Genomic DNA, 23,543 nt, shown 5'->3' with positions numbered 1-23,543 from the left:
GCTACGGCGCCACCCAGGCGTACCGGTGCTCCGGGCGGCCCGTGTCCCCGTACTTGAGGGAGAGGTGCAGGCGTCCGGCCTGTTCCAGGTGGCGGAGGTAGCGCTGGGCGGTGGAGCGGCTCAGGCCGGTCTCGGCGGCCACCTCGTGGGCCGACAGCGGATGGTTAGCGCGGTGCAGAACCTCGCAGATCAGGTCCGTGGTCGGTTCCGAGTGGCCGCTCGGCAGGCCGGGTGAGGACGGCGCCGGCCCGGTGCGCAGGGCGCCGAAGATCCGGTCGACCTGCTCCTGGCCGGCGATGCCGTGCCCGCCGACCCGCTCCACCGTGCGGCGCAGGGCGGCATACGAGTCGAGGCGGGTGCGCAGGGCGGCGAAGGTGAACGGCTTGACCAGGTAGTGCAGCGCGCCCAGGCGCATCGCGGTCTGGACCGTCGTGACGTCTCCGGCCGCCGTGATCATGATGACGTCGGTGCCATGGCCCTGTTCGCGCATGCGGTGAATGAGCTGGAGACCGGTCTGGTCGGGCAGGTAGTGGTCGAGCAGCACCAGGTCGATGGTTCCGCGCTCGATGGTTCCCAGTGCCTGGGCGGCACTGTGCGCGCGGGCGGCCACCCGGAATCCGGGAACCTTTCCCACGTACTTGGCGTTGATCTCGGCGACGCGGAAGTCGTCGTCCACCACCAGGACGTCAATCATCGGGCCTCTCTCCGTCAAGGCCAGGCGGGCGTTGAGCCCGTGTTTCGGCTTCGCTGTTCTAGCGCGAGCAAAACGAGCACAACAGGCTACTGCAGGCAAAAGAAGCGCATGCGCCCAGAAGGCTGATGCAGCCTCCCGGGTCGCCTCTACCGTCCCCGGCCATGAGCGCACACACCAGCCCCGCCATCGAGCTGCGGGGCGCGAGCAAGGTCTTCAGGACCCCGTCGGGGGCTCCGCACACCGCCGTGCGGGAACTCGACCTCACTGTCGGGCAGGGCGAGTTCGTGGCCGTCGTCGGCCCGACCGGCTGCGGTAAGTCGACCACGTTGACCCTGGTCAGCGGTCTGGAAGAGCCCACCCAGGGCGAGGTGATGGTCGGCGGGCAGCCCGTGCGTGGCGTCGGTGACAAGGTCGGCTTCGTCTTCCAGCAGGATGCCACCTTCCCCTGGCGTACGGTCCTGTCCAACGTCATGGCAGGGCCCCGCTTTCGCGGTGTGCCCAAGGCGGAGGCGAAGCGGAAAGCGCGCGAGTGGCTGGCCCGGGTCGGGCTCACCGCGTTCGAGGACCGCTATCCGCACCAGCTCTCCGGCGGGCAGCGCAAGCGCGTGGCCCTCGCCGCGACCTTCGTGAACGACCCCGAGATCCTCCTCATGGACGAGCCGTTCTCGGCGCTCGACGTGCAGACCAGGGCCCTGATGTCGGACGAACTCCTCGAGCTGTGGGAGGGCACGGGCGCGTCCGTCGTCTTCGTCACCCACGACCTGGAGGAGTCCATCGCGCTGGCCGACAAGGTCGTCGTGATGACCGCCGGTCCGGCCACCGTGAAGCAGGTCTTCGACATCGACCTGCCGAGGCCGCGCAAGGTCGAGTCGGTGCGGCTGGAACCGCGGTTCATCGAGATCTACCGCGAGATCTGGGAGTCCCTCGGTGAAGAGGTCCGCATCACCCGCGAAAGAGGTGCCGCCAGTGTCGCCTGAAGTGCTCAGCACCCCGGTCGTCGACACGGCCAAGGCCCCTGACCGCGCCCACTCACGCGCGCGTGCCGCTCGCCGACGCAAGGCCGTCGTGACGGCGTCGCGTGTCCTGCTCCTGGTGGCGGTACTCGCCCTGTGGGAGGCGCTCTCCCGGGCCGAGGTCATCGATCCCTTCAACTTCTCGATGCCCACGAAGATCTGGGACCAGATCTGGACCTGGGTGACGCACGGGACCGCGCTCGGCTCCCTCGGCGAGCAGATCTGGTACACGCTCTACGAGGCGCTGCTCGGCTGGGTCATCGGTGTGGTCGCCGGCGTCGTGTGCGGTATCGCCCTGGGGCGGATCACCTTCCTCGCCGACATCCTTGGTCCATACATCAAGGTGCTCAACTCCATTCCCAGGATCGTGCTGGCCCCGATCTTCGTGATCTGGTTCGGCCTCGGCCCCGCCTCCAAGGTCGCCTCGGCCGTCGTCCTGGTGTTCTTCCCGGTCTTCTTCAACGCCTTCCAGGGCGCCCGCGAGGTCGACCGCAATCTGGTCGCGAACGCCCGCATCCTCGGAGCGAGCGACCGCAGGGTGACGCTCCAGGTGGTCGTCCCGTCCGCCACCTCCTGGATCTTCACCAGCCTGCATGTCAGCTTCGGCTTCGCCCTGATCGGCGCGATCGTCGGCGAGTACATCGGTGCGACCAAGGGCATCGGCCTGCTCGTCGCGCAGTCGCAGGGCACGTTCAACGCGGCGGGTGTCTACGCCGCGATGGTCATCCTCGCCGTCGTCGCCCTCTTCGCGGAGGGCCTGCTCACCTTCGCCGAGCGCCGCATCTTCCGGTGGAAGCCGTCGGGCTCCGACAGCTGACCCTCCTCCCCACTCCCGTTCCCCCCTCGCATCGCCCTCTCACAAGGACGTGAACCCGCCATGCGCACAACCGCCAGATACACGGCCCTGGCCGCCGCCGGCCTGCTCGCCCTCTCCACGCTGACCGCCTGTGCCGACGACGCGGCGAGCACCGCGTCCACCGGCTCCGGGAGCAAGGGAGACGGCAAGGGCACCAAGGTCAAGATCATGGTCGGTGGCCTCGACAAGGTCATCTACCTGCCCGCCATGCTCACCCAGCGTCTGGGCTACTTCGACGCCGAGGGGCTCGACGTCGAGATGCTGAGCGAGCCCGCCGGTGTCCAGGCCGAGACGGCGCTCGTCTCCGGCCAGGTGCAGGGAGCCGTCGGCTTCTACGACCACACCCTCGACCTCCAGGTGAAGGGCAAGGAGGTGGAGTCGGTCGTGCAGTTCTCGCACGCGCCCGGAGAGGTGGAGATCGTCTCCACCAAGGCGGAGGACGACATCAACTCGCCCAAGGACTTCAAGGGCAAGAAGCTCGGGGTCACGGGCCTCGGTTCCTCGACCGACTTCCTCACCAAGTACCTCGCGGTCAAGAACGGCGTGAAGGTCAGCGAGTTCACCCCGGTCGCCGTGGGGGCGGGGCCGACCTTCATCGCCGCCCTCCAGCAGGGCGCCATCGACGGCGGCATGACGACCGATCCGACCGTGGCGACCATTCTCGACAAGAAGGCGGGCAAGGTCCTGCTCGACATGCGCACGCCGCAGGGCTCCGAGGAGGCGCTCGGCGGACCGTATCCCTCGTCAAGCCTGTACATGCAGACGGACTGGGTCAACAGTCACAAGGACACCGTCCAGAAGTTGGCCAATGCATTCGTCAAGACGCTCAAGTGGATGTCCACGCACAGCGCGGCCGAGATCGCCGAGAAGATGCCGACGGACTACTCCCAGGGGAACAAGCTGCTGTACTCGGTGGCCATCAAGAACACGCTGCCGATGTTCACCAAGGACGGCGTGATGCCCAAGAACGGGCCCGAGACCGTCGAGAAGGTCCTCAAGGCCTTCAATCCCAACATCCAGAACGCCGACGTCGATCTGAGCAAGACCTACACGACCGAATTCGTCGAGAAGGCGGTGGGCTGACGATCGAGCGGCCGGCGGGTCCGGATCCGTACTCCAGAGGGGCACGGTTCCCCCCGCCCCCGAGGACCGTGCCCTCAGGCGCGGGTCGCCCACACGTAACGGTGTTCCGGGCGGCCCGCGTCGCCGTACTTCAGGGTCAGCCGGGCCCGCCCGGTGCGCTCCAGGAGCTTCAGGTAGCGCTGGGCGGTCTGACGGCTCACCCCGGTCCGGTCGGCGATCTCCTGGGCGGACAGAGGCCCCTCGGCGTTCATCAGGGCCTGGCGTACGAGTTCGGCGGTGGTGGGGGAGTGCCCCTTGGGCAGGCCGGGCTCCGAGGGAGCGGACAGCGCGCCGAAGATGCGGTCGACATCGGCCTGTTCGGCCTCCCCGCCGCCGTCCAGTGTGCGGCGCAGCTCGGCGTACGCCTCCAGCTTGGCGCGCAGACCCGCGAAGGCGAACGGTTTCACCAGGTACTGAAGGGCGCCCTGGCGCATCGCCGCCTGCACCGTCGTGACGTCCCGCGCGGCCGTCACCATGATGACGTCGGTCTGGTGGCCGCGCCGGCGCATCTCCTGGACGACCTCGAGACCCGTCTCGTCGGGCAGGTAGTGGTCCAGCAGGACGAGGTCCAGGCGGGGCAGCAGCTCCAGCTGACGCAGCGCCTCGGCCGCGCTGTGGGCCTCGCCGGCGACGTGGAAGCCCGGCACCTTCTCGACGTAGGCGGCGTTGACCTGGGCGACCCTGGTGTCGTCGTCCACGACCAGGACCTCGATCATCGCGCCTCCTCCTCGGCAGTGCTGTTCGCCGGTGCGGACAGGGCGGGTTCCAGGTCGGGCTCGGTGAGGGCCTCGGGCAGGACGACGGTGAACTCGGCGCCCCCTCCGGTCGCCTCGTCCACCGTGGCGTGGCCGCCCTGGCGCTCGGCGAGCCTGCGCACCAGGGAGAGCCCGATGCCCCGCTTGCCGTGGGCCGGCGGCTTCTTCGTGGACCAGCCCTCGGTGAAGATCAACTCGCGTTGCTCGGGCGGGATGCCGGGGCCTGTGTCCCGTACCCGCAGGACCGCCGTACGGCCCTCCGCGCGCAGCTCGACCTCCACGCGCGCGTGCGGTGTGCCGGCGACGGCGTCGAGCGCGTTGTCCACGAGGTTGCCGACGACCGTGACCAGCCCACGCGGGTCGACCAGGCGGTCGGGCAGCCGGGTGCGGTCGGAGACCCACAGGGCGACGGCGCGCTCGGCCGCGACGGTCGCCTTGCCGACCAGCAGGGCGGCGAGCAGCGGGTCCCCGATCTTCTCGGTCACCTGCTCCGCGGTCGCCCGGTGATCGCCGACCACCTCCCCGACGAAGTCCACCGCGTCGTCGTACATTTCCAGTTCGAGCAGCCCCAGCAGGGTGTGCATCCGGTTGGCGTGCTCGTGGTCCTGGGCGCGCAGCGCGTCGATGAGGCCGTGCGTCGAGTCGAGTTCCCGCCCGAGCTGTTCCAGCTCGGTGCGATCGCGCAGGGTGGCCACGGCTCCGCCGTCGTCGGTGGGCATGCGGTTGACGACCAGGACGCGCTGCCCTCGGACGGCGATCAGGTCCGTGCCGGTCACCCGGCCCGCCAGGACATCGGCCGTACGCCCCCCGCCGAGCGCCTCGTCGGGCGATGCGCCGACCGCTTCCTCCCCGATGCCGAGGAGGCGCTGGGCCTCGTCGTTGAGCAGCCGGACGCGGCCGACGCGGTCCAGGGCCACGACGCCTTCCCGGATGCCGTGCAACATCGCCTCGCGCTCGGCGAGCAGCGCCGAGATATCCGAGAAGGCCAGGTCGCGGGTCTGGCGCTGGACCCGCCGGGAGATCAGCCAGGCGGCCAGCGCGCCCACGGCGAGCGCGCCGCCGGCGTAGGCGAACAGCCCGGGGATGGCGTGGATCAGGCGGGCGCGCACGCTGTCGTACTCGATGCCGACCGAAACCGCGCCGATGATCTTGTCGTCGCCGTCGCGCAGCGGAACCTTTCCGCGCGCCGAGCGGCCCAGGGTGCCGCTGTCGATCTCCATGACGTCCCTGCCCGCCAGGGCCTGGCTCGGGTCGGTCGACACGTGGCCGCCGACCTGCGCGGGGTCGGCGTGCGACCAGCGGGTGCCGTGGAGGTCCATCACCACGACGTACTCCGCGCCGCTGGCCTTGCGGATCCGCTCGGCCTCCCGCTGGACCGGTCCGTCGACCGAGGGCCGCGTGCGCTGGAGGTCCTCGGCGAGCTGCGGCACGGCAGCGGTCGTCTGCGCGATGGCGAGGGCTCGGCGCATCGCCTGGTCGTCCAGCTGGTCGCTGAGCGGGGCGAGGAACAGCCCGGTCGCGAGCACCACGACTCCCGCGGCGATCGCCAGCTGCATGAGCAGGAGCTGCGAGAACATGCGCCGCGGCATTCCGAGGCGCAGGCGACGGGCGGGGGGAGTGGGGCTCATACCCAAGACGGTACGTGGGTGGACCGGCGCAGCCGTAGGGGTAGGTGGTGTGGATCTCTTGACCCACTCAAGAGGAAACGATTCCGCCGTGCCCGGGCGACGTGCGGCCGTATCGCGTCGGGAGGTGTGTCAGCCCACCAGGGCCGCTCCGGCCAGCTCGCGTACCGCCACCACGTCCATCCGCGCAGGTGAACCCAGGACCGAGGTGCCGCAGCTCTCCGGCCGGGGCGGGAGCGAGGCACCCTGGGCGACGACGACCTGCCAGTGGCGTCCGTCCGTGTGCGCGACGGTCACCTCCCAGCGCGGTGCGCCGCCCGTCGTCCGGACGACGCTCAGCGCCTCGGCCGCGTTCTCGCCGGTCGCCGAGCGCACCGCCAGTTCCGCCGCCTGGCCGGGCCGCTCCCAGGCCGAACACCCGCGGCACCCCTCCACGACGATCCGCCCGTCCTGGACGCCGTGCAGGACCTCCTTGACGGCGCGGGCCTCGGCGCGGCCGTACGCGTACCCGTACGGCAGGACGAGGAGGGTGGGGGAGAAGCGATGACCCCCCAGATGGGTGACCTCCCAGGCGCCTCGTACCCCCGAGGCGGCGAGTTCGGCGGCCAGTGGCCGGCCGAGGAGCGCGCAGCAGCGGTCGCGCTTGCCGTTGGTGCAGACGAGGGCGAGGGGGTCGCCCGTGTGCGGTCCGCCCCGCAGCGCGGTGTCGAAGGTGCGGTGCTCTCCCCTGCCGAGCGCGGCGAAGTCGAGGTCCAGCAGCTGCCGTGGGTCGTGGGTGACGGCGCTGCGCAGCCACACCTTCCCGGGGACCGTGTGGGCGGCGTACACCTGCCGCAGGGGTGATGCGCCGACGTCCGCGTGGCGCCCGGGGCGGCGGATGAGCGCGATGCGTACGCCCGTGTTCCGCGCGGCTGCGTCCAGGGCACGGCCCAGGGCCGGGTCCAGGTGGCTCGAAACCAGCGCCTCGGCACCCCAGGGGCCGGGCTGTTCCAGGAGGAGCCAGGTCGTTGCCGTGGCCGCGGTTCCGGAAATGGGCTCGTCGAGATCCCGCGAGACGGTCGCGCACGTACTCACAGAGGTGAGCCTAACCTGACTTCCCGGAGCGTGACTTCCGGTGGGGTCACCGGCTCGGCCGCGCGGGTACGCGGGCGCGTGCCACGGGGGATGCGATACCCACGCCCATCCTGGCGTCGCCCCTGGTCGACGCGACGCCGGCCGGCGGAGGGGGCGGCACACGGACCGTGCCGGACGGTCGGCGCCCCGGAGTGTGACGGGCGCAGGCGCGCTCGCGCCCTCTCCGCGTCCCCTAGCGCGGGAGAGGCTGGGGCGGCCTGGGCCCCACGTAGTGTCCGCTCGGGCGCATCCGCAGGGGGCGTTCGCCGTACTCCTCCAGGGCGTGGGCGATCCAGCCCGCCGTGCGGGCGACGGCGAAGATCGTCTCGCTGGCCGTGGACTCCATGCCGCTGGACGCGGTGAGGACGGCGAGCGCCAGGTCCACGTTGGCGTGCAGCGGCGTGTGGCGGGCTGTCGTGGCCACGATGTCCCGGGCCGCCGCGAGGGCCGGCCCAGCAGCGGGGATCTCCTCCAGGAGAGCGAACAGGGCACGCGCGCGTGGGTCCTCGCCCGGGTAGAGCCGGTGACCGAGACCTGGGATGCGGCGGCCCGCGCGCAGCTCCTCGGCGATCACCGGAGCGGCACTGCCGACGTCGAGCACGTCGAGCAGCATGCGGTGGGCCAGCCCGCCGGCCGCGCCGTGCAGCGGCCCCTCGATCACCCCGAGCCCGGCGGAGACCGCCGCGTAGGCGTGCGCACGGGCCGAGGCGGCGACACGCACCGCGAGTGTCGAGGCGGCCAGGTCGTGGTCGACGAGCAGACCGAGCGCCGTGTCGAGAACGCGCAACTGGGCCTTGTCGGCAGGCCTTCCGCTGAGCCGACCCCACAGGCGCGGGGCGAGCGGGCCTTCGTCGCGGTGCGTGGGCACCTTCGGGGGCAGTGCGGCGACGAGGGTGGGGATCAGGATGCGGGCGGTGCCGAGCACGGCGTCCTCGGACAGGTCGAAGCGCAGCGGGTCCGCGGCCGCGGCGGCGACGGCGGCGACCCGCAACCGGTCGGTGGGGCCGGTGTGTTCGGGCAGCGCCTCGACGACGCGTCGGGCGGCCGCGACGGATGCGTCGGGCGCGGTGAAGGCGACGCCGGGCCGCAGCCGACCCGTCCACAGCCACTCCGCGACCTCTTCGTAGGAGTGCCGCGAAGCCAGTTCGACCGCGTCGACGCCCCGGTAGTAGTAGCGGTCCTCCTGGATGAACGTGAGCCGCGTGCGTACGGAAAGTTCCGCTCCGGAGCCCGGACTCCCGCTGCTCTCGCGCTTGTTGCGCCGTGCGAGCGTCTCGACCTCGCCGGCGTCGAAGGTGCTGCCCCGCCCTCCTGGCGTGCGCCGGCTGCTCAGTTGGCCGCGACTGACGTAGGCGTACACGGTCTCGGGCTTCACGCCGAGCAGCTCGGCGGCCTCTTTGGTGCTCAGCCGTCGTTCGGGGTGGCCGGGTCCGGGTTCCTGATCGCGCATGGAGGTCACCGTATCCACAAGACACATAGGTTGATTCAATCAATGTTGACAGAGAATAAGTCAACCATGGACAGTCGAATCAAGTTCAAGGAGGAGACATGTCCGTCAACCTGTCAGCCGCTCCATCCATCGACGTGCCGCGGGGACTCGCGGGTGTCGTCGTCGCGGACACGGAGGTCGGCGACGTCCGAGGGCGCGAAGGCTTCTACCACTACCGCCAGTACTCCGCCGTGGACCTCGCGCGCACCCGCCCCTTCGAGGACGTCTGGCACCTGCTGGTCCACGGCGAACTGCCGGACACGCGACGGAGCGCCGCCTTCGCCGCCGAGACCGCGGCGCTGCGGATGCTCCCCGAAGAGGTGGCCGCCGCCCTGCCCGCGCTGGCGGCGGCGGCCGGTCCGGACGCGAATCCGCTGGCCGGGATGCGGACGGCCTTGTCGTTGCTGGGCGCGGCGAAGGGATTGCGGCCGATGTACGACGTCGGCGCGGACCGGCGCCGCGAGGACACGGTCGCCGCGGCGGCGGCCGTACCCACGCTGCTCACCGCGCTGTACCGGCTGGGGCGCGGTCTCGACCGCGTCGAGCCGCGCGCCGACCTGCCGTACGCGGCGAACTATCTCTACATGTTGACCGGCGTCGAACCCGATCCGGAGCGGGCCCGGGCGATCGAGCAGTACTTGATCGCCACCATTGATCACGGCTTCAACGCGTCAACCTTCACGGCCCGGGTCATCGCCTCGACCGGGGCGGACGTGGCGGCGTGTCTCGTGGGGGCCGTGGGAGCGCTGTCGGGGCCGCTGCACGGTGGCGCGCCCAGCCGGGCCCTGGACGCCCTGGACGCCATCGGCACTCCGGATCGCATCGATCCCTGGATCCGTGAGCGTGTTCTTGCCGGTGAGCGCATCATGGGCTTCGGCCATGCCGTCTACCGGACGGAGGACCCGCGTTCGCGCATGCTCCGTGAGATCGCCCGGCGATTCGGAGGCCCACGGGTCGAGTTCGCCGTCGAGGTGGAGCGGCGCGTGGAGGCGATCCTCGCCGAGCTGAAGCCCGGCCGGGAGCTGCACACGAACGTGGAGTTCTACGCGGGTGTGGTCATGGAGCTCTGCGGGCTGCCCCGCGAGATGTTCACTCCGACCTTCGCGGCGGCGCGCGTGGTGGGCTGGAGCGCCAACATCCTGGAGCAGGCGGAGGACTCGAAGATCATCCGCCCGGTCGCGCGGTACGTGGGGCCGGGGGCGCCGGTAGAGGTGCCGGCAATGGCCTGACCGCGCCCCGACGTCACGCGCACGGAAGGAGGGCCCGGCATTGCGGGCGGACCGGTCGGGCCCTCCTCTCGAAAGTGCCTAAAGGTCCGGAATATCGGCCTTCGCGCGAATCAGGGTTTCGCGAGTGATGACGACAATTCTCTCGTGGTCACCGCGTGAGGCGTCGGAGGGGAGATCCGGGTCCAGTGAGTCCGTGGCATCCGTGCCGATAACGGCGAAATTGCCATCGGCAAGTTCGAAAATATCGGGGCAATTTGCTCCGCTCACGCTTCCCCGAGCGCGCGGAGATGCACCGATTCGACGGATGATCTGACTCACTGTTGCTTCCTTGGGTCCGTTGGTTTGCGCACGACGACTGCGCGGTGCAAGGCGGGCCCTGTGGGGTGCGCTCGTCATCCGGCGGCGTAGGCGACGTCTGGTGGGGCCGCTCTACGCGATCAAGCGCGAGTCAACTCCGTGACGCCCCTCCTAACTCCGGATTTGACCTGTTCGTTATGGGCCGGGGGTGTGATTCCGCAGGAGGGGGTGCGAGCTCCGGGGCGTGAGCCCTCGGCTGCCGGAGTGCGCCGAGGGCCGGGGGAGTTCATGGGCTCGGCGGCTCGCCCACCACCCACCATTCGTCGGCGTCCGACTCCTCGAGTTGTGTGAGGAGTTCGTCCACCATGCGGCCGAGTTCCGCTTCGTCGGAACCGTCGGCAATCGTCGCCCGCTGGTGTCTCGTCGCGTACCAGTACTCCCGTACCACAGGGTTCTGGAGAATGCCGCGAATGTATCCGAAGAACTCCTCGCGGGATATGTTGCCTATCCGGTAATAAAACAGCGCGTTGGTGTAGAGCGCGTTGGCGTAGAGGTACTGGCGCCGCTGCTTGGTGGAGACGGGCGCCTCGAAGAGGTCCAGGACTTCCGCCAGTTCGGGGTCGTCGATCGCTTTGCTGAGCAATTCCCAGTGAAGGCGCTGCTGGTTGGCCAGATTGGTGTGCTGCTGGGAGTGGGCGGTCCGTTCGAGGTGTTCCAGGCGCACCCGCAGTGTCTCCAGCGCATGGCGTTGTGCCGCCATGGTGACGAGGGCACCCGCGGCCATGCCGGCCGCCGCCGCAGCGACGGCACCGAGTCCGCGTACCCCAAACCTCTGTGTGGCCATGTCAAAAACCCCCGATCGAGCGGCCGTGCGCCGGTCGTCGGGGTGCGGGTGGACGTGACGGGGACCGGCGAGCGGTGGGCGGCGCTTGCCGTCTCCCAGAGTGCCGAGCGGCTCTGATCGGCGGGGGAGGCGGAGGGGAGGCGCACGGAGGGAAGCGAGGGTCGCACGCCAGGGCGCCTTGCTCAACGTCTGCCCCGCACACGCTGCTAACAATCGTTCACTTCGCGGTGATTCCTCCGGCTCGTATCCTGAGGCGGCATTCAATCCTCGTACGCGCGCCGGACCCGCGCGCCGGTGCACGCGTAGGTTTCAGAAAGGTCGCACGTGTCGCAGAGCCGCAGTCCGCAGCAGATCCCGGTCGTCGTACTCGCCGGATTCCTCGGCTCCGGCAAGACGACCCTGCTCAACCATCTCCTGCACCACAGCGGGGGCAGCCGCATCGGTGCGATCGTGAACGACTTCGGAGCCATCGAGATCGACGCCATGGCCGTGGCCGGTGCGCTCGGCGACTCCACCGTCTCCCTCGGCAACGGCTGTCTGTGCTGTGCCGTCGACGCCGGCGAACTCGACGTGTACCTCGAACGGCTCGCCAGACCGGCCGTCGGCATCGACGTCATCGTCATCGAGGCCAGTGGGCTCGCCGAGCCCGAGGAACTCGTACGGATGGTGCTGGCCAGTGAGCATCCCGGCATCGTCTACGGCGGGCTCGTCGAGGTCGTCGACGCCGCGGAGTTCGACGAGACCCGGGCGAAGCACCCCGGGATCGACCGGCACCTCGCCCTCGCCGACCTCGTCGTGGTGAACAAACTCGACCGCGCGCCCGACGCCGACCGGGTCCTCGAACTCGTCCGCTCCCTCAGCGACCGGGCCGCCGTCGCCCCCGCCACCTACGGCCGAATCGACCCCGGGTTCCTCTTCGACTGCCGGCCGGGCGAGGAGCGTGCCGGGCAGCTCTCCTTCGACGGCCTGCGCGACCACTCCGAAGACGGTCACGCGGAGCACCTGCACAGCTCCTACGACAGCCTCTCCTTCACGTCCGACGTGCCCCTCGACCCCCGCCGGACCATGGGCTTCCTCGACAGCCGACCGGAGGGGCTGTACCGGATCAAGGGGTATGTCGACTTCGGCCCGCACGACCCGGCCAACCGGTACGCCGTGCACGCCGTCGGGCGGTTTCTCCGCTTCTACCCGGAGCCCTGGCCGGCCGCCGACGCCCGTACGACCCAGCTCGTCCTCATCGGCTCGGGCATCGACACCGACGCCCTCGGCAAGGAACTCGAGGCGTGCAAGGACGACGCCCCACACGCCGACGAGCACGGCATGTGGGGCGTCCTGCGCTACGTACAGGCCCCCGACGACGAGGTCCCCGACGGCCAGGCCTTCCAGGAGACCGAGGCCCCCGCTGATTCCCTGCGGCCCGATCCGCAGCCCAGGCCCTGACTCGGGCGTGGACCTGCCCCCGCTCGGGCCTGGACCTGCCCCGGCTCGGGCCTGGACCTGCCCTAGACCGGCCCCGCCACCACCGAGATCGTCTTCGTCAGCGACACGCCCGAGCCGTCCCGGCGCGGGTCCATCTCCGGCAGCTCGGCGGGCAGACCGTTCTTCTGCGCGGCCTTGGCCGGGACGGGGCCCGCCCAGGCGAGGGACAGGCAGTCCTCGCCCTTCAGGAACCGCTGGCAGCGCACACCGCCGGTGGCACGGCCCTTGCGCGGGTACTGGTCGAACGGGGTGAGCTTGGCGGTCGTCTGCACGGAGTCGTCCAGGGTCCCGCGCGACCCCGCGATCGTGAAGACCACGGCGTCCACCGCGGGGTCCACGGCCGTGAACGAGATCACCTTCGCGCCCTCGGTGAGCTTGATGCCCGCCATGCCGCCCGCCGCGCGGCCCTGCGGACGCACCTGCGAGGCCTGGTAGCGCAGCAGCTGGGCGTCGTCGGCGATGAAGACCAGATCCTCGTCGCCGGTACGCAGTTCGACGGCGCCGACGATCCGGTCGCCGTCCCTGAGGGTGATGACCTCCAGCTCGTCCTTGTTGGTCGGGTAGTCGGGCACGACCCGCTTGACGACGCCCTGCGCCGTGCCGATGGCGAGGCCTGGCGACGACTCGTCGAGCGTGGTCAGGCAGATCACCGTCTCGTCGCCCTCCAGGGAGACGAACTCCGCCAGCGGGGCGCCGCCCGAGAGGTTCGGGGCCGAGGCCGTGTCCGGGAGCTGCGGCAGGTCGACGACATTGATCCGCAGCAGCCGGCCCGATGAGGTGACCGCGCCGATCTCCCCGCGCGCGGTGGCCGGCACCGCCGAGACGATCACGTCGTGCTTGGTGCGCTTGCCGTCCCCGTCCCCGTCCTCGGTGTCGGCCGTGAAGGGCGTGCCGTTCGCCGTGCGGGCCAGCAGGCCCGTGGAGGACAGCAGGACACGGCACGGGTCGTCCGCGACCTGGAGGGGCACGGCGGTGGCCGTGGTACCCGACGACTCCAGCAGGACCGTACGGCGCTCGGTGCCGAACTTCTTCGCCACCGAGGCCAGTTCGGCCGAGACCAGCTTGCGCAGCTCCGCGTCCGAGTCCAGGATCCGGGTCAGCTCGGCGATCTCCTCGTTGAGCTTCTCCTTCTCCGCCTCCAGCTCGATGCGGTCGAACCTGGTGAGCCGGCGCAGCGGGGTGTCAAGGATGTACTGGGTCTGGATCTCCGACAGCGAGAAGCGCTCCATCAGGCGCTGCTTCGCCTCCGCGCTGTTGTCGCTGGAGCGGATGAGGCGGATGACCTCGTCGATGTCGACGAGCGCCGTCAGCAGGCCCTCCACCAGGTGCAGCCGGTCACGGCGCTTGCTGCGGCGGAACTCGCTGCGGCGGCGCACCACGGTGAAGCGGTGGTCGAGGTAGACCTCCAGGAGCTCCTTGAGGCCCAGCGTGAGCGGCTGGCCGTCGACCAGGGCCACGTTGTTGATGCCGAAGGACTCCTCCATCGGGGTCAGCTTGTACAGCTGCTCCAGGACGGCCTCCGGAACGAAGCCGTTCTTGATCTCGATGACGAGACGCAGACCGTGCGCCCGGTCGGTGAGGTCCTTGACGTCGGCGATGCCCTGGATCTTCTTCGAGCCGACCAGGTCCTTGATCTTGGCGATGACCTTCTCGGGTCCGACGGCGAAGGGCAGTTCGGTGATGACCAGACCCTTGCGGCGGGCCGTGACGGTCTCCACCGCCACGGTGGCGCGGATCTTGAACGTGCCGCGGCCGTTCTCGTAGGCGTCCCGGATGCCGGAGAGGCCGACGATCCGGCCGCCGGTGGGCAGGTCGGGGCCAGGAACGAACTTCATCAGGGCGTCCAGATCCGCGCCGGGATAGCGGATCAGATGGCGGGCGGCCGCGATGACCTCGCCCAGGTTGTGCGGCGGCATGTTCGTGGCCATGCCGACCGCGATCCCGGACGAGCCGTTGACCAGGAGGTTCGGGAAGGCGGCGGGCAGCGCGACCGGCTCCTGCTCCTGGCCGTCGTAGTTGGGCGTGAAGTCGACCGTGTCCTCGTCGATCGACTCCGTCATCAGGCTCGTCGCCGCGGCCTGGCGGCATTCGGTGTACCGCATGGCGGCCGGCGGGTCGTCGTTGCCCAGCGAGCCGAAGTTGCCGTGGCCGTCGACCAGCGGCAGCCGCATGGAGAAGGGCTGGGCCATCCGCACCAGCGCGTCGTAGATCGACGCGTCGCCGTGCGGGTGCAGCTTGCCCATGACCTCGCCGACGACCCGGGCGCACTTCACATAGCCGCGCTCCGGGCGCAGGCCCATCTCGTTCATCTGGTAGACGATGCGGCGGTGCACCGGCTTGAGGCCGTCACGGGCGTCCGGCAGGGCGCGGGAGTAGATGACCGAGTACGCGTACTCGAGGAAGGAGCCCTGCATCTCGTCGACGACGTCGATGTCGAGGATGCGCTCCTCGTACGAGTCGTCGGGCGGCGGGGTCTTCGTGCTGCGGCGGGCCATCGCTGCCGGCTCCTTGCTGGGGCGTGATACGGGATCTGACGCGGACCATTGTGGACCGTGGCACTGACAGCGCGGGCGAGGACCCGGCGTCGGCCGTCCGGCCCGAACGCAGAGGCATCTCCTCCACGGCTGCCCGCAGGCTACGCGATCTCGCTCTCGGCGTATGTCGTCCGGGAACTTCGCGGACCGTCCGCACGCTTGCATACAGTGGCAGGACCGGCAGGAAAACCGCGGTTTCGACGACCGCGTCCGCGATCGGAAGGGACGTACATGCCCATGGGTCACACGGCCACAGCCCAGGCAGGCTCCGGGGGCCTGACAGCGACCGAGCACCGTCTGGCCAACGGCCTGCGCGTGGTGCTCTCGGAGGACCACCTGACCCCCGTGGCGGCGGTGTGCCTCTGGTACGACGTCGGTTCGCGCCACGAAGTCAAGGGGCGTACGGGGCTTGCTCACCTTTTCGAGCACCTGATGTTCCAGGGCTCCGGCCAGGTCAAGGGCAACGGCCACTTCGAGCTGGTCCAGGGGGCGGGTGGCTCGCTCAACGGCACCACCAGCTTCGAGCGCACGAACTACTTCGAGACCATGCCCACCCACCAGCTGGAGCTCGCCCTCTGGCTGGAGGCCGACCGCATGGGCTCGCTGCTCACCGCGCTGGACGACGAGTCGATGGAGAACCAGCGCGACGTCGTCAAGAACGAGCGCCGCCAGCGCTACGACAACGTCCCCTACGGCACGGCCTTCGAGAAGCTGACCGCCCTCGCCTACCCGGACGGCCACCCGTACCACCACACGCCGATCGGCTCGATGGCCGACCTGGACGCCGCGACCCTGGAGGACGCGCGCGCGTTCTTCCGCACGTACTACGCGCCCAACAACGCGGTCCTCTCCGTCGTCGGCGACATCGACCCGGAGCAGACCCTCGCCTGGGTCGAGAAGTACTTCGGCTCCATCCCCGGCCACGACGGCAAGCCCACGCCCCGTGACGGCGCTCTGCCCGACGTCATCGGCGGGCAGCTGCGCGAGATCGTCGAGGAGGAGGTGCCGGCCCGTGCGCTGATGGCCGCCTACCGCCTGCCCGAGGACGGCACGCGCGCGTGCGACGCCGTCGACCTCGCGCTCACCGTGCTCGGTGGCGGCGAGTCCTCCCGCCTCTACAACCGGCTCGTGCGCCGCGACCGTACGGCCGTCGCGGCCGGCTTCGGCCTGCTGCGGCTCGCCGGAGCGCCCTCCCTCGGCTGGCTGGACGTGAAGACGTCCGGCGACGTCGAGGTGCCGGTCATCGAGGCCGCGATCGACGAGGAGCTCGCCCGGTTCGCCGAGGAGGGTCCCACGGCCGAGGAAATGGAGCGCGCCCAGGCGCAGTTGGAGCGCGAGTGGCTGGACCGGCTCGGCACGGTCGCCGGCCGCGCCGACGAACTGTGCCGGTTCGCTGTCCTGTTCGGCGACCCGCAGCTCGCCCTCACCGCCGTCCAGCGCGTGCTGGACGTGACGCCCGAGGAGGTGCAGGAGATCGCCAAGGCCCGCCTGCGCCCCGACAACCGCGCGGTGCTCGTCTACGAGCCGACGCCCGCCGAAGCCCCCGCCGACCAGGACGAGAACGAGGAGGCGGCCCGGTGACCGAGCTCGCCACGATGGACTTCCACCCCCAGCCCCGGGCGGGCGAGGCCAAGCCGTGGGCGTTCCCGGCGCCCGAGCGCACCGCGCTCGCCAACGGCCTGACGGTGCTGCACTGCCACCGGCCCGGCCAGCAGGTCGTCGCCGTCGAGATCCTTCTCGACGCGCCGCTGGACGCCGAACCGGCGGGCCTCGACGGCGTCGGCACGATCATGGCGCGGGCCTTCTCCGAGGGCACCGACAAGCACTCCGCCGAGGAGTTCGCCGCCGAACTGGAGCGCTGCGGCGCCACCTTGGACGCGCACGCCGATCACCCCGGCGTCCGGCTGAGCCTCGAGGTGCCGGCCTCGCGCCTGCCCAAGGGCCTCGGTCTGCTCGCCGACGCCCTCAGGGCACCCGCCTTCGCCGACAGCGAGGTCGAGCGCCTCGTCCGCAACCGGCTGGACGAGATCCCGCACGAGCTGGCCAACCCCTCCAGGCGCGCCGCCAAGGAGCTGTCCAAGGAGCTGTTCCCGGCCACCGCGCGGATGTCGCGGCCGCGCCAGGGCACCGCGGAGACGGTCGAGAAGATCGACTCCGCCGCCGTACGCGCCTTCTACGAGCGGCACGTGCGTCCCGCCACGGCCACCGCCGTGGTCGTCGGCGACCTCACCGGCGTCGAGCTGGAGGCGCTCCTCGGCGACACCCTGGGCGCCTGGACGGGCTCCTCGGCCCAGCCGCGGCCCGTGCCGCCGGTGACCGCCGACGACAGCGGCCGGGTCGTCATCGTGGACCGACCCGGCGCCGTCCAGACGCAGTTGCTGATCGGCCGGATCGGCGCCGACCGGCACGACCGGGTGTGGCCCGCGCAGGTGCTCGGCACCTACTGCCTCGGTGGCACCCTCACCTCCCGGCTGGACCGTGTCCTGCGCGAGGAGAAGGGCTACACCTACGGGGTCCGCGCCTTCGGGCAGGTCCTGCGGTCCGCCCCGGACGGCTCGGGCGCCGCGATGCTCGCCATCAGCGGCTCGATCGACACCCCGAACACCGGTCCCGCCCTGGAGGACCTGTGGAAGGTGCTGCGCACCCTTGCCGCGGAGGGGCTGACCGACGCCGAGCGTGACGTCGCCGTGCAGAACCTGGTCGGTGTGGCGCCGCTGAAGTTCGAGACCGCCGCGGCCGTCGCCGGCACGCTGGCCGACCAGGTCGAGCAGCACCTGCCGGACGACTTCCAGGCCACGCTGTACCAGCAGCTCGCCGCCACCGGCACGGTGGAGGCCACCGCGGCGGCTGTGAACGCCTTCCCGGTGGACCGCCTGGTGACGGTCCTGGTCGGTGACGCGGCCCAGATCAAGGAGCCGGTCGAGGCCCTCGGCATCGGCGAAGTGAAGGTCGTGTCCGCCGAGTAGCTCCCGGCAACGGCACGCGCGTGTGGGGGCCCTGGTCGACGAAAGCGTCACCAGGGCCTCCGTATGTCCGAATTGATGCGGAGGTTGCCCGTCTGCCCTGTGGGATGCGCTACAAAAACCGGGATCCGTTTGAGGATTGAAACCCGCGCCGCTTAGCGTCATCCGGGCTGTTCGTCACGCAGTGCGCCGCAGCCGCGGCACCGGACAGTCATCGCCGAGTCCCCGTACGGCGCGAGCCAGGGGAGCCGGGGACCCACTTGTGCAGTCCCTGGGGTGAATCGGACGCCCGCGCGTGTACGCGAGGGGGTCCGTAGGAGACCTTCCTGCTCCGAACCCGTCAGCTAACCCGGTAGGCGAGAGGGAAGGAAAGGACACCCCCGACTTCATGGCGTTCACCTGCGCGCCCGGTAAGCACCGTCGTCCCGGCCGGATGCAGCGGACCACCGCTCGCGCGGCGGGCGTCGCGGCGCTCACCACCACCGGCGTGATGGCCACCGTCGCCTCCGCCCCGGCGTTCGCCGCCGAGCCCAGCCCCGAGCAGACCGGGCTGATCCCCGTCGTCACCGCTTCCGCCGCCGTCGCCGACGAGGTGGACGACCAGGTCGCCGTACAGAAGCAGGCGGCCTTCGAGGAGGCCGCCCGCCAGGCCGCCGCCAAGAAGGCCGTGGAGGAGCGTGAGGCACGCGTGCGTGCCGCCCGCGAGGCCGAGCGCAAGCGCCTCAACACCTTCGTGTCGCCGATCACCGGCTCCTACGTCTCCACCGCCTACCAGGCCAGCAGCTCGCTGTGGTCCTCCGGCAGCCACACCGGCATAGACTTCCACGCCGCGAGCGGCACCTCCGTGCACGCGGTCGGCTCCGGCACCGTGGTCGAGGCCGGCTGGGGCGGGTCCTACGGCAACCAGATCGTGATCAAGATGAGCGACGGGACGTACACCCAGTACGGTCACCTGTCGTCCATCGCGGTGTCGGTGGGCCAGACGGTCACCCCGGGCGAGCGGATCGGCCTGTCCGGCGCCACCGGCAACGTCACCGGCGCGCATCTGCACTTCGAGGCCCGCACCACCGCGGAGTACGGCTCGGACATCGACCCGGTCGCCTACCTCCGCCGGCACGGCGTGAACGTCTGACGACCTGCGGCGACAGATCGTCTTGCCCCGGCCTTACCGGCCGGGGCTTTCGTCGTTTACGGGGCCTTGGTGTCCAAAAAATATCCCTGGATTCCGGCCCGCCATCGGAAATCCCCGCTGATTGCAATAGAGTCACGGAACACACGTCAATCGTCGACGTTTCACGGGGATTAAGGCGGAGGTCCGTCATGCGTATTCCGGCGCACTCGGTGTGCACGGCCATTCGGGACGACATCGTCGCGGGTGTCTACGAGCGCGGCAGCCGCCTCACCGAGGAACTCCTCGCCCGCCGCTACGGCGTTTCCCGCGTCCCGGTCCGCGAGGCGCTGCGCACCCTGGAGGCCGAGGGCTTCGTCGTCACCCGGCGGCACGCGGGCGCGTGCGTCGCGGAACCGACCGAGCAGGAGGCCGCCGACCTGCTGGAGATGCGCATGCTCCTGGAGCCCCTCGGTGCCTCCCGGGCCGCCCAGCGGCGCACCGAGGCCCATCTGAAGGTGCTGCGCGGACTCGTCCGGCTGGGCCAGGAGCGGGCCAGGCGGGGGAACAGCGAGGATCTGCGCTCTCTGGGGGGCTGGTTCCACGAGACGCTCGCCCAGTCCTCCGGAAGCCATGCCCTGACGTCGATGCTCACCCAGCTGCGTCACAAGATCGCCTGGATGTACGCCGTGGAGGCCCCGGCCGACCCCGTGGAGTCCTGGGCGGAGCACGGCGCGATCGTGGACGCGGTGGCGCGCGGCGACGGCGAGCGCGCGCGGGCGATCACGGCACTGCACACCGAGCGCGCGACGCTCGCGCACCGGTTGCGCTTTTCCGGCGGCGCCGATCGCGCCGACCGTGTGAGGACTTCGCAACCTCCCGTAAACATGACGGGTCTGCGGCATTAACACGGGCGCCGTATACAAAGAGGGGATAATTCGCGGGGGATTATTTCCGCTGCCCGTGAACGGGAAATGCGAAGGGCTCGCCCGATAATTCGGACGAGCCCTTCGCGGTGTGCGGGACGCCTATGGAGCGACGAACACCACAGACATCGATCAGACGGTTTCGGGGAGCTCCTCGAGACCCTCGGCGACCAGCTTGGCCAGTCGGTCGAGGGCGGTGTCCGCGCCGTCGGCCTCGGAGGCGAGGACGATCTCCTCGCCGCCCTGGGCGCCGAGGCCGAGAACGGCCAGCATGGAGGCCGCGTTGACGGGGTTGCCGTCGGCCTTGGCGATCGTCACCGGGATACCTGCGGCCGTGGCGGCCCGGACGAAGATGGAAGCGGGGCGGGCGTGAAGGCCCTCGGCCCAGCCGACGTTGACGCGGCGCTCAGCCATGTGATGCTGCCCTTCAGTGTTCAGGTTGTCTAGACCAGTGTTCCACACGTGAAGCGTGTGAGGGAGGGGTCGCGTGGGCCCCTCCGGATGTGGTCGCCGGATCGCGGCCTCGATCCGGCTCGTTCCTCCACAGACTGCCTCGCGCCGTTGTCGTACGCGAGCCGTACTCTGGGCCCCATGCAGAGCGCGTCGGACCGGCACGAGTACCCCGCCCACTGGGAGGCCGACGTGGTGCTGCGCGACGGCGGCACCGCGCGCATCCGCCCCATCACCGTCGATGACGCCGAGCGCCTGGTCAGCTTCTACGAGCAGGTTTCGGACGAGTCGAAGTACTACCGCTTCTTCGCGCCCTACCCGCGCCTGTCCGACAAGGACGTCCACCGCTTCACGCACCACGACTTCGTGGACCGGGTGGGACTCGCGGCCACGGTCGGCGGCGAGTTCATCGCCACCGTACGCTATGACCGCATTGGTGCCGACGGCATGGCGGCCTCGGCGCCGGCCGACGAGGCCGAGGTCGCGTTCCTCGTGCAGGACGCCCACCAGGGCAGGGGCGTCGCCTCCGCGCTGCTCGAGCACATCGCGGCCGTGGCGCGCGAGCGCGACATCCGCCGTTTCGCGGCCGAGGTGCTGCCCGCCAACACCAAGATGATCAAGGTGTTCACGGACGCCGGTTACACCCAGAAGCGCAGCTTCGAGGACGGCGTCGTACACCTGGAGTTCGGCCTCGAACCCACCGAGCGCTCCGTAGCCGTGCAGCGCGCGCGGGAACAGCGCGCGGAGGCCCACTCCGTGGGGCGCCTGCTGGCGCCCGGCTCCGTAGCCGTCGTCGGCACCGGCCGCGCCCCCGGCGGCGTCGGCCGAAGCGTTCTCGGCAACCTCCGCGAGGCGGGCTTCACCGGGCGGCTGTACGCCGTGAACAAGGCCTTCCCCGAGGACCTGAAGGAACTGGACGGGGTGCCCGCCCATCGCTCGGTGCGCGACATAGCGGCGCCCGTCGACCTCGCGGTCCTGGCCGTCCCCGCGGAACAGGTTCCCGAGGCCGTCGCCGAGTGCGGCGAACACGGCGTACAGGGACTCGTGGTCCTCTCCGCCGGTTACGCCGAGAGCGGCCCCGAGGGGCGGGAGCGGCAGCGTCAACTCGTCCGGCACGCACGCGCGTACGGCATGCGGATCATCGGCCCCAACGCCTTCGGAGTCATCAACACCTCCCCCAAGGTGCGGCTGAACGCCTCACTGGCCCCGGAGATGCCGAGGCCCGGCCGGATCGGCCTGTTCGCCCAGTCCGGCGCCATCGGCATCGCCCTGCTGTCCCGCCTCCACCGGCGCGGCGGAGGCGTCACCGGCGTCACCGGCGTGTCCACCTTCATCTCCTCCGGCAACCGCGCGGACGTCTCGGGCAACGACGTCCTGCAGTACTGGTACGACGACCCCGACACCGACGTCGCCCTCATGTACCTGGAGTCCATCGGCAACCCGCGCAAGTTCACGCGCCTCGCGCGACGCACGGCGGCGGCCAAGCCCCTGGTCGTCGTCCAGGGCGCCGGTTCCGCTCCGCAGGGACACGCCGTACGGGCGACGCGGCTGCCGCCCGCGACGGTCTCGGCGCTGCTGCGGCAGGCCGGCGTGATCCGCGTGGACACCATCACCGAACTGGTCGACGCGGGTCTGCTGCTGGCCCGTCAGCCGCTGCCGACGGGCCCGCGGGTGGCGATCCTCGGCAACTCCGAGTCGCTGGGCCTGCTGACGTACGACGCCTGCCTCTCGGAAGGGCTGCGCCCGCAGCCGCCGCTCGACCTGACCACCGAGGCGTCGGCCCACGACTTCCACGCGGCGCTGGCCCGGGCGATGGCCGACGAGACGTGCGACGCGGTGGTCGTGACGGCGATCCCGGCGATCGGCGAGAGGTCGCCCGGGGACGCGGAACTCGCGGAGGCCCTGCGCTCGGCCGCGGCGGCCGCCCCCGCCAAACCGGTGCTCGTCGTGCACGTGGAACTCGGCGGCCTCGCCACGGCGCTGTCCGCCGCGACGAGCACCGCACCGCGCTCGGAAGTGGCCCCGCGCGCGCGTACGGACGCCCCCGACGGCGGCCCGCAGCCGGTGCCCGCCGCCGTCGACGCGCCCGAGGGGATGCATCTCATCCCCGCCTACCCCGCCGCCGAACGTGCCGTCCGCGCGCTCGCGGAGGCCGTCAAGTACGCCCAGTGGCGGCGCGAGTCGGTCGACGCCGGCAAGGTCCCCGAGTACGAGGACATCGACGAGAAGGGCGCCGCCGAACAGATCGGCGGACTCCTCGCGCGCGGGCAGGGACTGACCCTCGGCACCGACGAGACGTGCGAACTGCTCGCCCGCTACGGCATCCGTACCCGCCGGGCCATCCCCGCGCCCACCCCGGACGAGGCCGCGCGGGCCGCGGCCGCCCTCGGCTACCCCGTCGCCCTCAAGGCCACCGCCCCGCACCTGCGGCACCGCGCGGACCTGGGCGGCGTACGGCTGGATGTGGCCGACGAGGAGCAACTGCGCCGGTCGTACGCCGAGTTGACCGAGCTCTTCGGCAAGCCGGAGGAGATCCGTCCGGTCGTGCAGGCGATGGCACCGCGCGGCGTCGACACGGTCGTCCGCGCGGTCATCGACCCGGCGGCCGGCGCGGTCCTGTCCTTCGGCCTCGCCGGCGCCGCCTCACAACTGCTCGGAGACATGGCGCACCGGCTGGTTCCGGTCACCGACCGCGAGGCGACCTCGCTGATCCGGTCCATCCGGACCGCCCCTCTCCTCTTCGGCTGGCGCGGCTCGACGCCCGTCGACACCGCCGCCCTGGAGGAGCTGCTGCTGCGGGTGTCCCGGCTGGTCGACGACCACCCCGAGGTCGTCGCGGTCACCCTGGAGCCGGTCGTCGTCGCCCCGCACGGCCTGAGCGTGCTCGGCGCCTCCGTCCGCCTCGCGCCCCCGCCGGCCCGCGACGACCTCGGGCCGAGGAGGCTGCCGACGTACTGAGCGGACCGTCCGGGGCACGTCGTCGGGCACGCGCGCGAGGACGCGCAGCCCGGGCGGCGGCTCTCCGGTGGAGGCGTCCCCAGCAGAC

General features: G+C 71.0%; 19 protein-coding genes and 1 riboswitch. Of the genes, 10 read left to right on the top strand and 9 right to left on the bottom strand.

Annotation, left to right across the window (positions count from 1 at the left end; genetic code table 11):
• Position 1 precedes the first annotated feature (1 nt).
• Entirely contained in the window at positions 2-694 is a 693-nt protein-coding gene (locus tag OG440_RS09130) for a response regulator (protein WP_406006336.1), read from the bottom strand.
• Positions 695-855: 161 nt separating this feature from the next.
• Here OG440_RS09130 and OG440_RS09125 point away from each other — a divergent pair, with 161 nt between their 5' ends.
• The 3 genes from OG440_RS09125 to OG440_RS09115 are packed head-to-tail and all read left to right on the top strand — an operon-like array spanning position 856 to position 3,646.
• Complete coding sequence (locus tag OG440_RS09125; protein ID WP_406006335.1) at positions 856-1,671, top strand: ABC transporter ATP-binding protein; 816 nt, start codon at positions 856-858, stop codon at positions 1,669-1,671.
• Positions 1,661-2,524 (top strand): ABC transporter permease, encoded by an 864-nt coding sequence (locus OG440_RS09120; RefSeq protein WP_406006334.1) that lies wholly within the window; start codon positions 1,661-1,663, stop codon positions 2,522-2,524. The genes OG440_RS09125 and OG440_RS09120 overlap by 11 nt, the downstream gene beginning before the upstream one ends.
• Before the next feature lie 60 nt (positions 2,525-2,584).
• Positions 2,585-3,646, top strand: a complete 1,062-nt coding sequence (locus tag OG440_RS09115; RefSeq protein ID WP_406006333.1) for an ABC transporter substrate-binding protein — start codon at positions 2,585-2,587, stop codon at positions 3,644-3,646.
• A gap of 74 nt (positions 3,647-3,720) precedes the next feature.
• Here OG440_RS09115 and OG440_RS09110 read toward each other — a convergent pair whose 3' ends face one another.
• From OG440_RS09110 to OG440_RS09095, 4 genes are all read right to left on the bottom strand, one after another.
• Complete coding sequence (locus OG440_RS09110) at positions 3,721-4,401, bottom strand: response regulator (protein WP_406006332.1); 681 nt, start codon at positions 4,399-4,401, stop codon at positions 3,721-3,723.
• Positions 4,398-6,068 carry an ATP-binding protein gene (locus OG440_RS09105; RefSeq protein WP_406006331.1) on the bottom strand — a complete coding sequence of 557 codons (1,671 nt, stop codon included), beginning with the start codon at positions 6,066-6,068 and terminating at the stop codon, positions 4,398-4,400. Before OG440_RS09105 ends, OG440_RS09110 begins: the two co-directional genes overlap by 4 nt.
• Positions 6,069-6,197: 129 nt before the next feature.
• Complete coding sequence (locus OG440_RS09100; protein WP_406006330.1) at positions 6,198-7,139, bottom strand: sucrase ferredoxin; 942 nt, start codon at positions 7,137-7,139, stop codon at positions 6,198-6,200.
• Positions 7,140-7,371: 232 nt separating this feature from the next.
• Complete coding sequence (locus OG440_RS09095; RefSeq protein WP_406006329.1) at positions 7,372-8,628, bottom strand: citrate/2-methylcitrate synthase; 1,257 nt, start codon at positions 8,626-8,628, stop codon at positions 7,372-7,374.
• A 98-nt stretch (positions 8,629-8,726) separates the two neighbouring features.
• On the opposite strand from OG440_RS09095, the gene OG440_RS09090 reads away from it, so the two are divergent.
• Positions 8,727-9,896, top strand: a complete 1,170-nt coding sequence (locus OG440_RS09090; RefSeq protein ID WP_406006328.1) for a citrate synthase/methylcitrate synthase — start codon at positions 8,727-8,729, stop codon at positions 9,894-9,896.
• A 78-nt stretch (positions 9,897-9,974) separates the two neighbouring features.
• On the opposite strand, the gene OG440_RS09085 is transcribed toward OG440_RS09090, so the two are convergent.
• Both OG440_RS09085 and OG440_RS09080 read right to left on the bottom strand, forming a co-directional pair.
• Positions 9,975-10,214 carry a hypothetical protein gene (locus OG440_RS09085; RefSeq protein WP_230194432.1) on the bottom strand — a complete coding sequence of 80 codons (240 nt, stop codon included), beginning with the start codon at positions 10,212-10,214 and terminating at the stop codon, positions 9,975-9,977.
• Between the two features lie 265 nt (positions 10,215-10,479).
• On the bottom strand, positions 10,480-11,037 hold the full coding sequence (locus OG440_RS09080) for a DUF6082 family protein (protein ID WP_057605691.1): 558 nt from the start codon (positions 11,035-11,037) through the stop codon (positions 10,480-10,482).
• A gap of 324 nt (positions 11,038-11,361) precedes the next feature.
• Between OG440_RS09080 and OG440_RS09075 the strand changes: the two genes are divergently transcribed.
• Positions 11,362-12,477, top strand: a complete 1,116-nt coding sequence (locus OG440_RS09075) for a CobW family GTP-binding protein (RefSeq protein ID WP_406006327.1) — start codon at positions 11,362-11,364, stop codon at positions 12,475-12,477.
• Positions 12,478-12,539: 62 nt separating this feature from the next.
• Here the strand turns inward: OG440_RS09075 and OG440_RS09070 are convergent, their stop codons facing one another.
• Positions 12,540-15,011 carry a DNA topoisomerase (ATP-hydrolyzing) subunit A gene (locus tag OG440_RS09070; RefSeq protein ID WP_406006326.1) on the bottom strand — a complete coding sequence of 824 codons (2,472 nt, stop codon included), beginning with the start codon at positions 15,009-15,011 and terminating at the stop codon, positions 12,540-12,542.
• A gap of 270 nt (positions 15,012-15,281) precedes the next feature.
• Here OG440_RS09070 and OG440_RS09065 point away from each other — a divergent pair, with 270 nt between their 5' ends.
• The 4 genes from OG440_RS09065 (at position 15,282) to OG440_RS09050 (ending at position 20,029) form a co-directional block, all read left to right on the top strand.
• The gene (locus tag OG440_RS09065; RefSeq protein WP_406006325.1) at positions 15,282-16,631 is read left to right on the top strand and encodes a M16 family metallopeptidase; all 1,350 of its coding nucleotides are present in this window, start codon (positions 15,282-15,284) and stop codon (positions 16,629-16,631) included.
• Positions 16,628-18,016, top strand: a complete 1,389-nt coding sequence (locus OG440_RS09060; RefSeq protein ID WP_406006324.1) for a M16 family metallopeptidase — start codon at positions 16,628-16,630, stop codon at positions 18,014-18,016. The genes OG440_RS09065 and OG440_RS09060 overlap by 4 nt, the downstream gene beginning before the upstream one ends.
• Positions 18,017-18,218: 202 nt before the next feature.
• A riboswitch (cyclic di-AMP (ydaO/yuaA leader) is annotated at positions 18,219-18,387 on the top strand.
• Positions 18,388-18,401: 14 nt separating this feature from the next.
• Complete coding sequence (locus tag OG440_RS09055; protein WP_406006323.1) at positions 18,402-19,145, top strand: M23 family metallopeptidase; 744 nt, start codon at positions 18,402-18,404, stop codon at positions 19,143-19,145.
• A gap of 188 nt (positions 19,146-19,333) precedes the next feature.
• Positions 19,334-20,029 carry a GntR family transcriptional regulator gene (locus OG440_RS09050; RefSeq protein ID WP_406006322.1) on the top strand — a complete coding sequence of 232 codons (696 nt, stop codon included), beginning with the start codon at positions 19,334-19,336 and terminating at the stop codon, positions 20,027-20,029.
• A gap of 150 nt (positions 20,030-20,179) precedes the next feature.
• Here the strand turns inward: OG440_RS09050 and OG440_RS09045 are convergent, their stop codons facing one another.
• The gene (locus tag OG440_RS09045; protein WP_406006321.1) at positions 20,180-20,461 is read right to left on the bottom strand and encodes an HPr family phosphocarrier protein; all 282 of its coding nucleotides are present in this window, start codon (positions 20,459-20,461) and stop codon (positions 20,180-20,182) included.
• Positions 20,462-20,638: 177 nt separating this feature from the next.
• Here OG440_RS09045 and OG440_RS09040 point away from each other — a divergent pair, with 177 nt between their 5' ends.
• Entirely contained in the window at positions 20,639-23,455 is a 2,817-nt protein-coding gene (locus OG440_RS09040; RefSeq protein ID WP_406006320.1) for a GNAT family N-acetyltransferase, read from the top strand.
• Positions 23,456-23,543 lie beyond the last annotated feature (88 nt).

It is taken from the genome of Streptomyces sp. NBC_00637 (genome assembly GCF_045161545.1).
Classification (GTDB): Bacteria; Actinomycetota; Actinomycetes; order Streptomycetales; family Streptomycetaceae; genus Streptomyces.
Note: the sequence above shows the minus strand (reverse complement) of the source record. Positions and strands in the feature narration are given on the sequence as shown.

Coding starts and splice junctions, on each gene's coding strand:
- OG440_RS09040 (WP_406006320.1), top strand. CDS start 20,639: ATGCAGAGCGCGTCGGACCGGCACGAGTACCCCGCCCACTGGGAGGCC.
- OG440_RS09125 (WP_406006335.1), top strand. CDS start 856: ATGAGCGCACACACCAGCCCCGCCATCGAGCTGCGGGGCGCGAGCAAG.
- OG440_RS09045 (WP_406006321.1), bottom strand. CDS start 20,461: ATGGCTGAGCGCCGCGTCAACGTCGGCTGGGCCGAGGGCCTTCACGCC.
- OG440_RS09055 (WP_406006323.1), top strand. CDS start 18,402: ATGGCGTTCACCTGCGCGCCCGGTAAGCACCGTCGTCCCGGCCGGATG.
- OG440_RS09065 (WP_406006325.1), top strand. CDS start 15,282: ATGCCCATGGGTCACACGGCCACAGCCCAGGCAGGCTCCGGGGGCCTG.
- OG440_RS09095 (WP_406006329.1), bottom strand. CDS start 8,628: ATGCGCGATCAGGAACCCGGACCCGGCCACCCCGAACGACGGCTGAGC.
- OG440_RS09080 (WP_057605691.1), bottom strand. CDS start 11,037: ATGGCCACACAGAGGTTTGGGGTACGCGGACTCGGTGCCGTCGCTGCG.
- OG440_RS09110 (WP_406006332.1), bottom strand. CDS start 4,401: ATGATCGAGGTCCTGGTCGTGGACGACGACACCAGGGTCGCCCAGGTC.
- OG440_RS09050 (WP_406006322.1), top strand. CDS start 19,334: ATGCGTATTCCGGCGCACTCGGTGTGCACGGCCATTCGGGACGACATC.
- OG440_RS09105 (WP_406006331.1), bottom strand. CDS start 6,068: ATGAGCCCCACTCCCCCCGCCCGTCGCCTGCGCCTCGGAATGCCGCGG.
- OG440_RS09070 (WP_406006326.1), bottom strand. CDS start 15,011: ATGGCCCGCCGCAGCACGAAGACCCCGCCGCCCGACGACTCGTACGAG.
- OG440_RS09130 (WP_406006336.1), bottom strand. CDS start 694: ATGATTGACGTCCTGGTGGTGGACGACGACTTCCGCGTCGCCGAGATC.
- OG440_RS09115 (WP_406006333.1), top strand. CDS start 2,585: ATGCGCACAACCGCCAGATACACGGCCCTGGCCGCCGCCGGCCTGCTC.
- OG440_RS09090 (WP_406006328.1), top strand. CDS start 8,727: ATGTCCGTCAACCTGTCAGCCGCTCCATCCATCGACGTGCCGCGGGGA.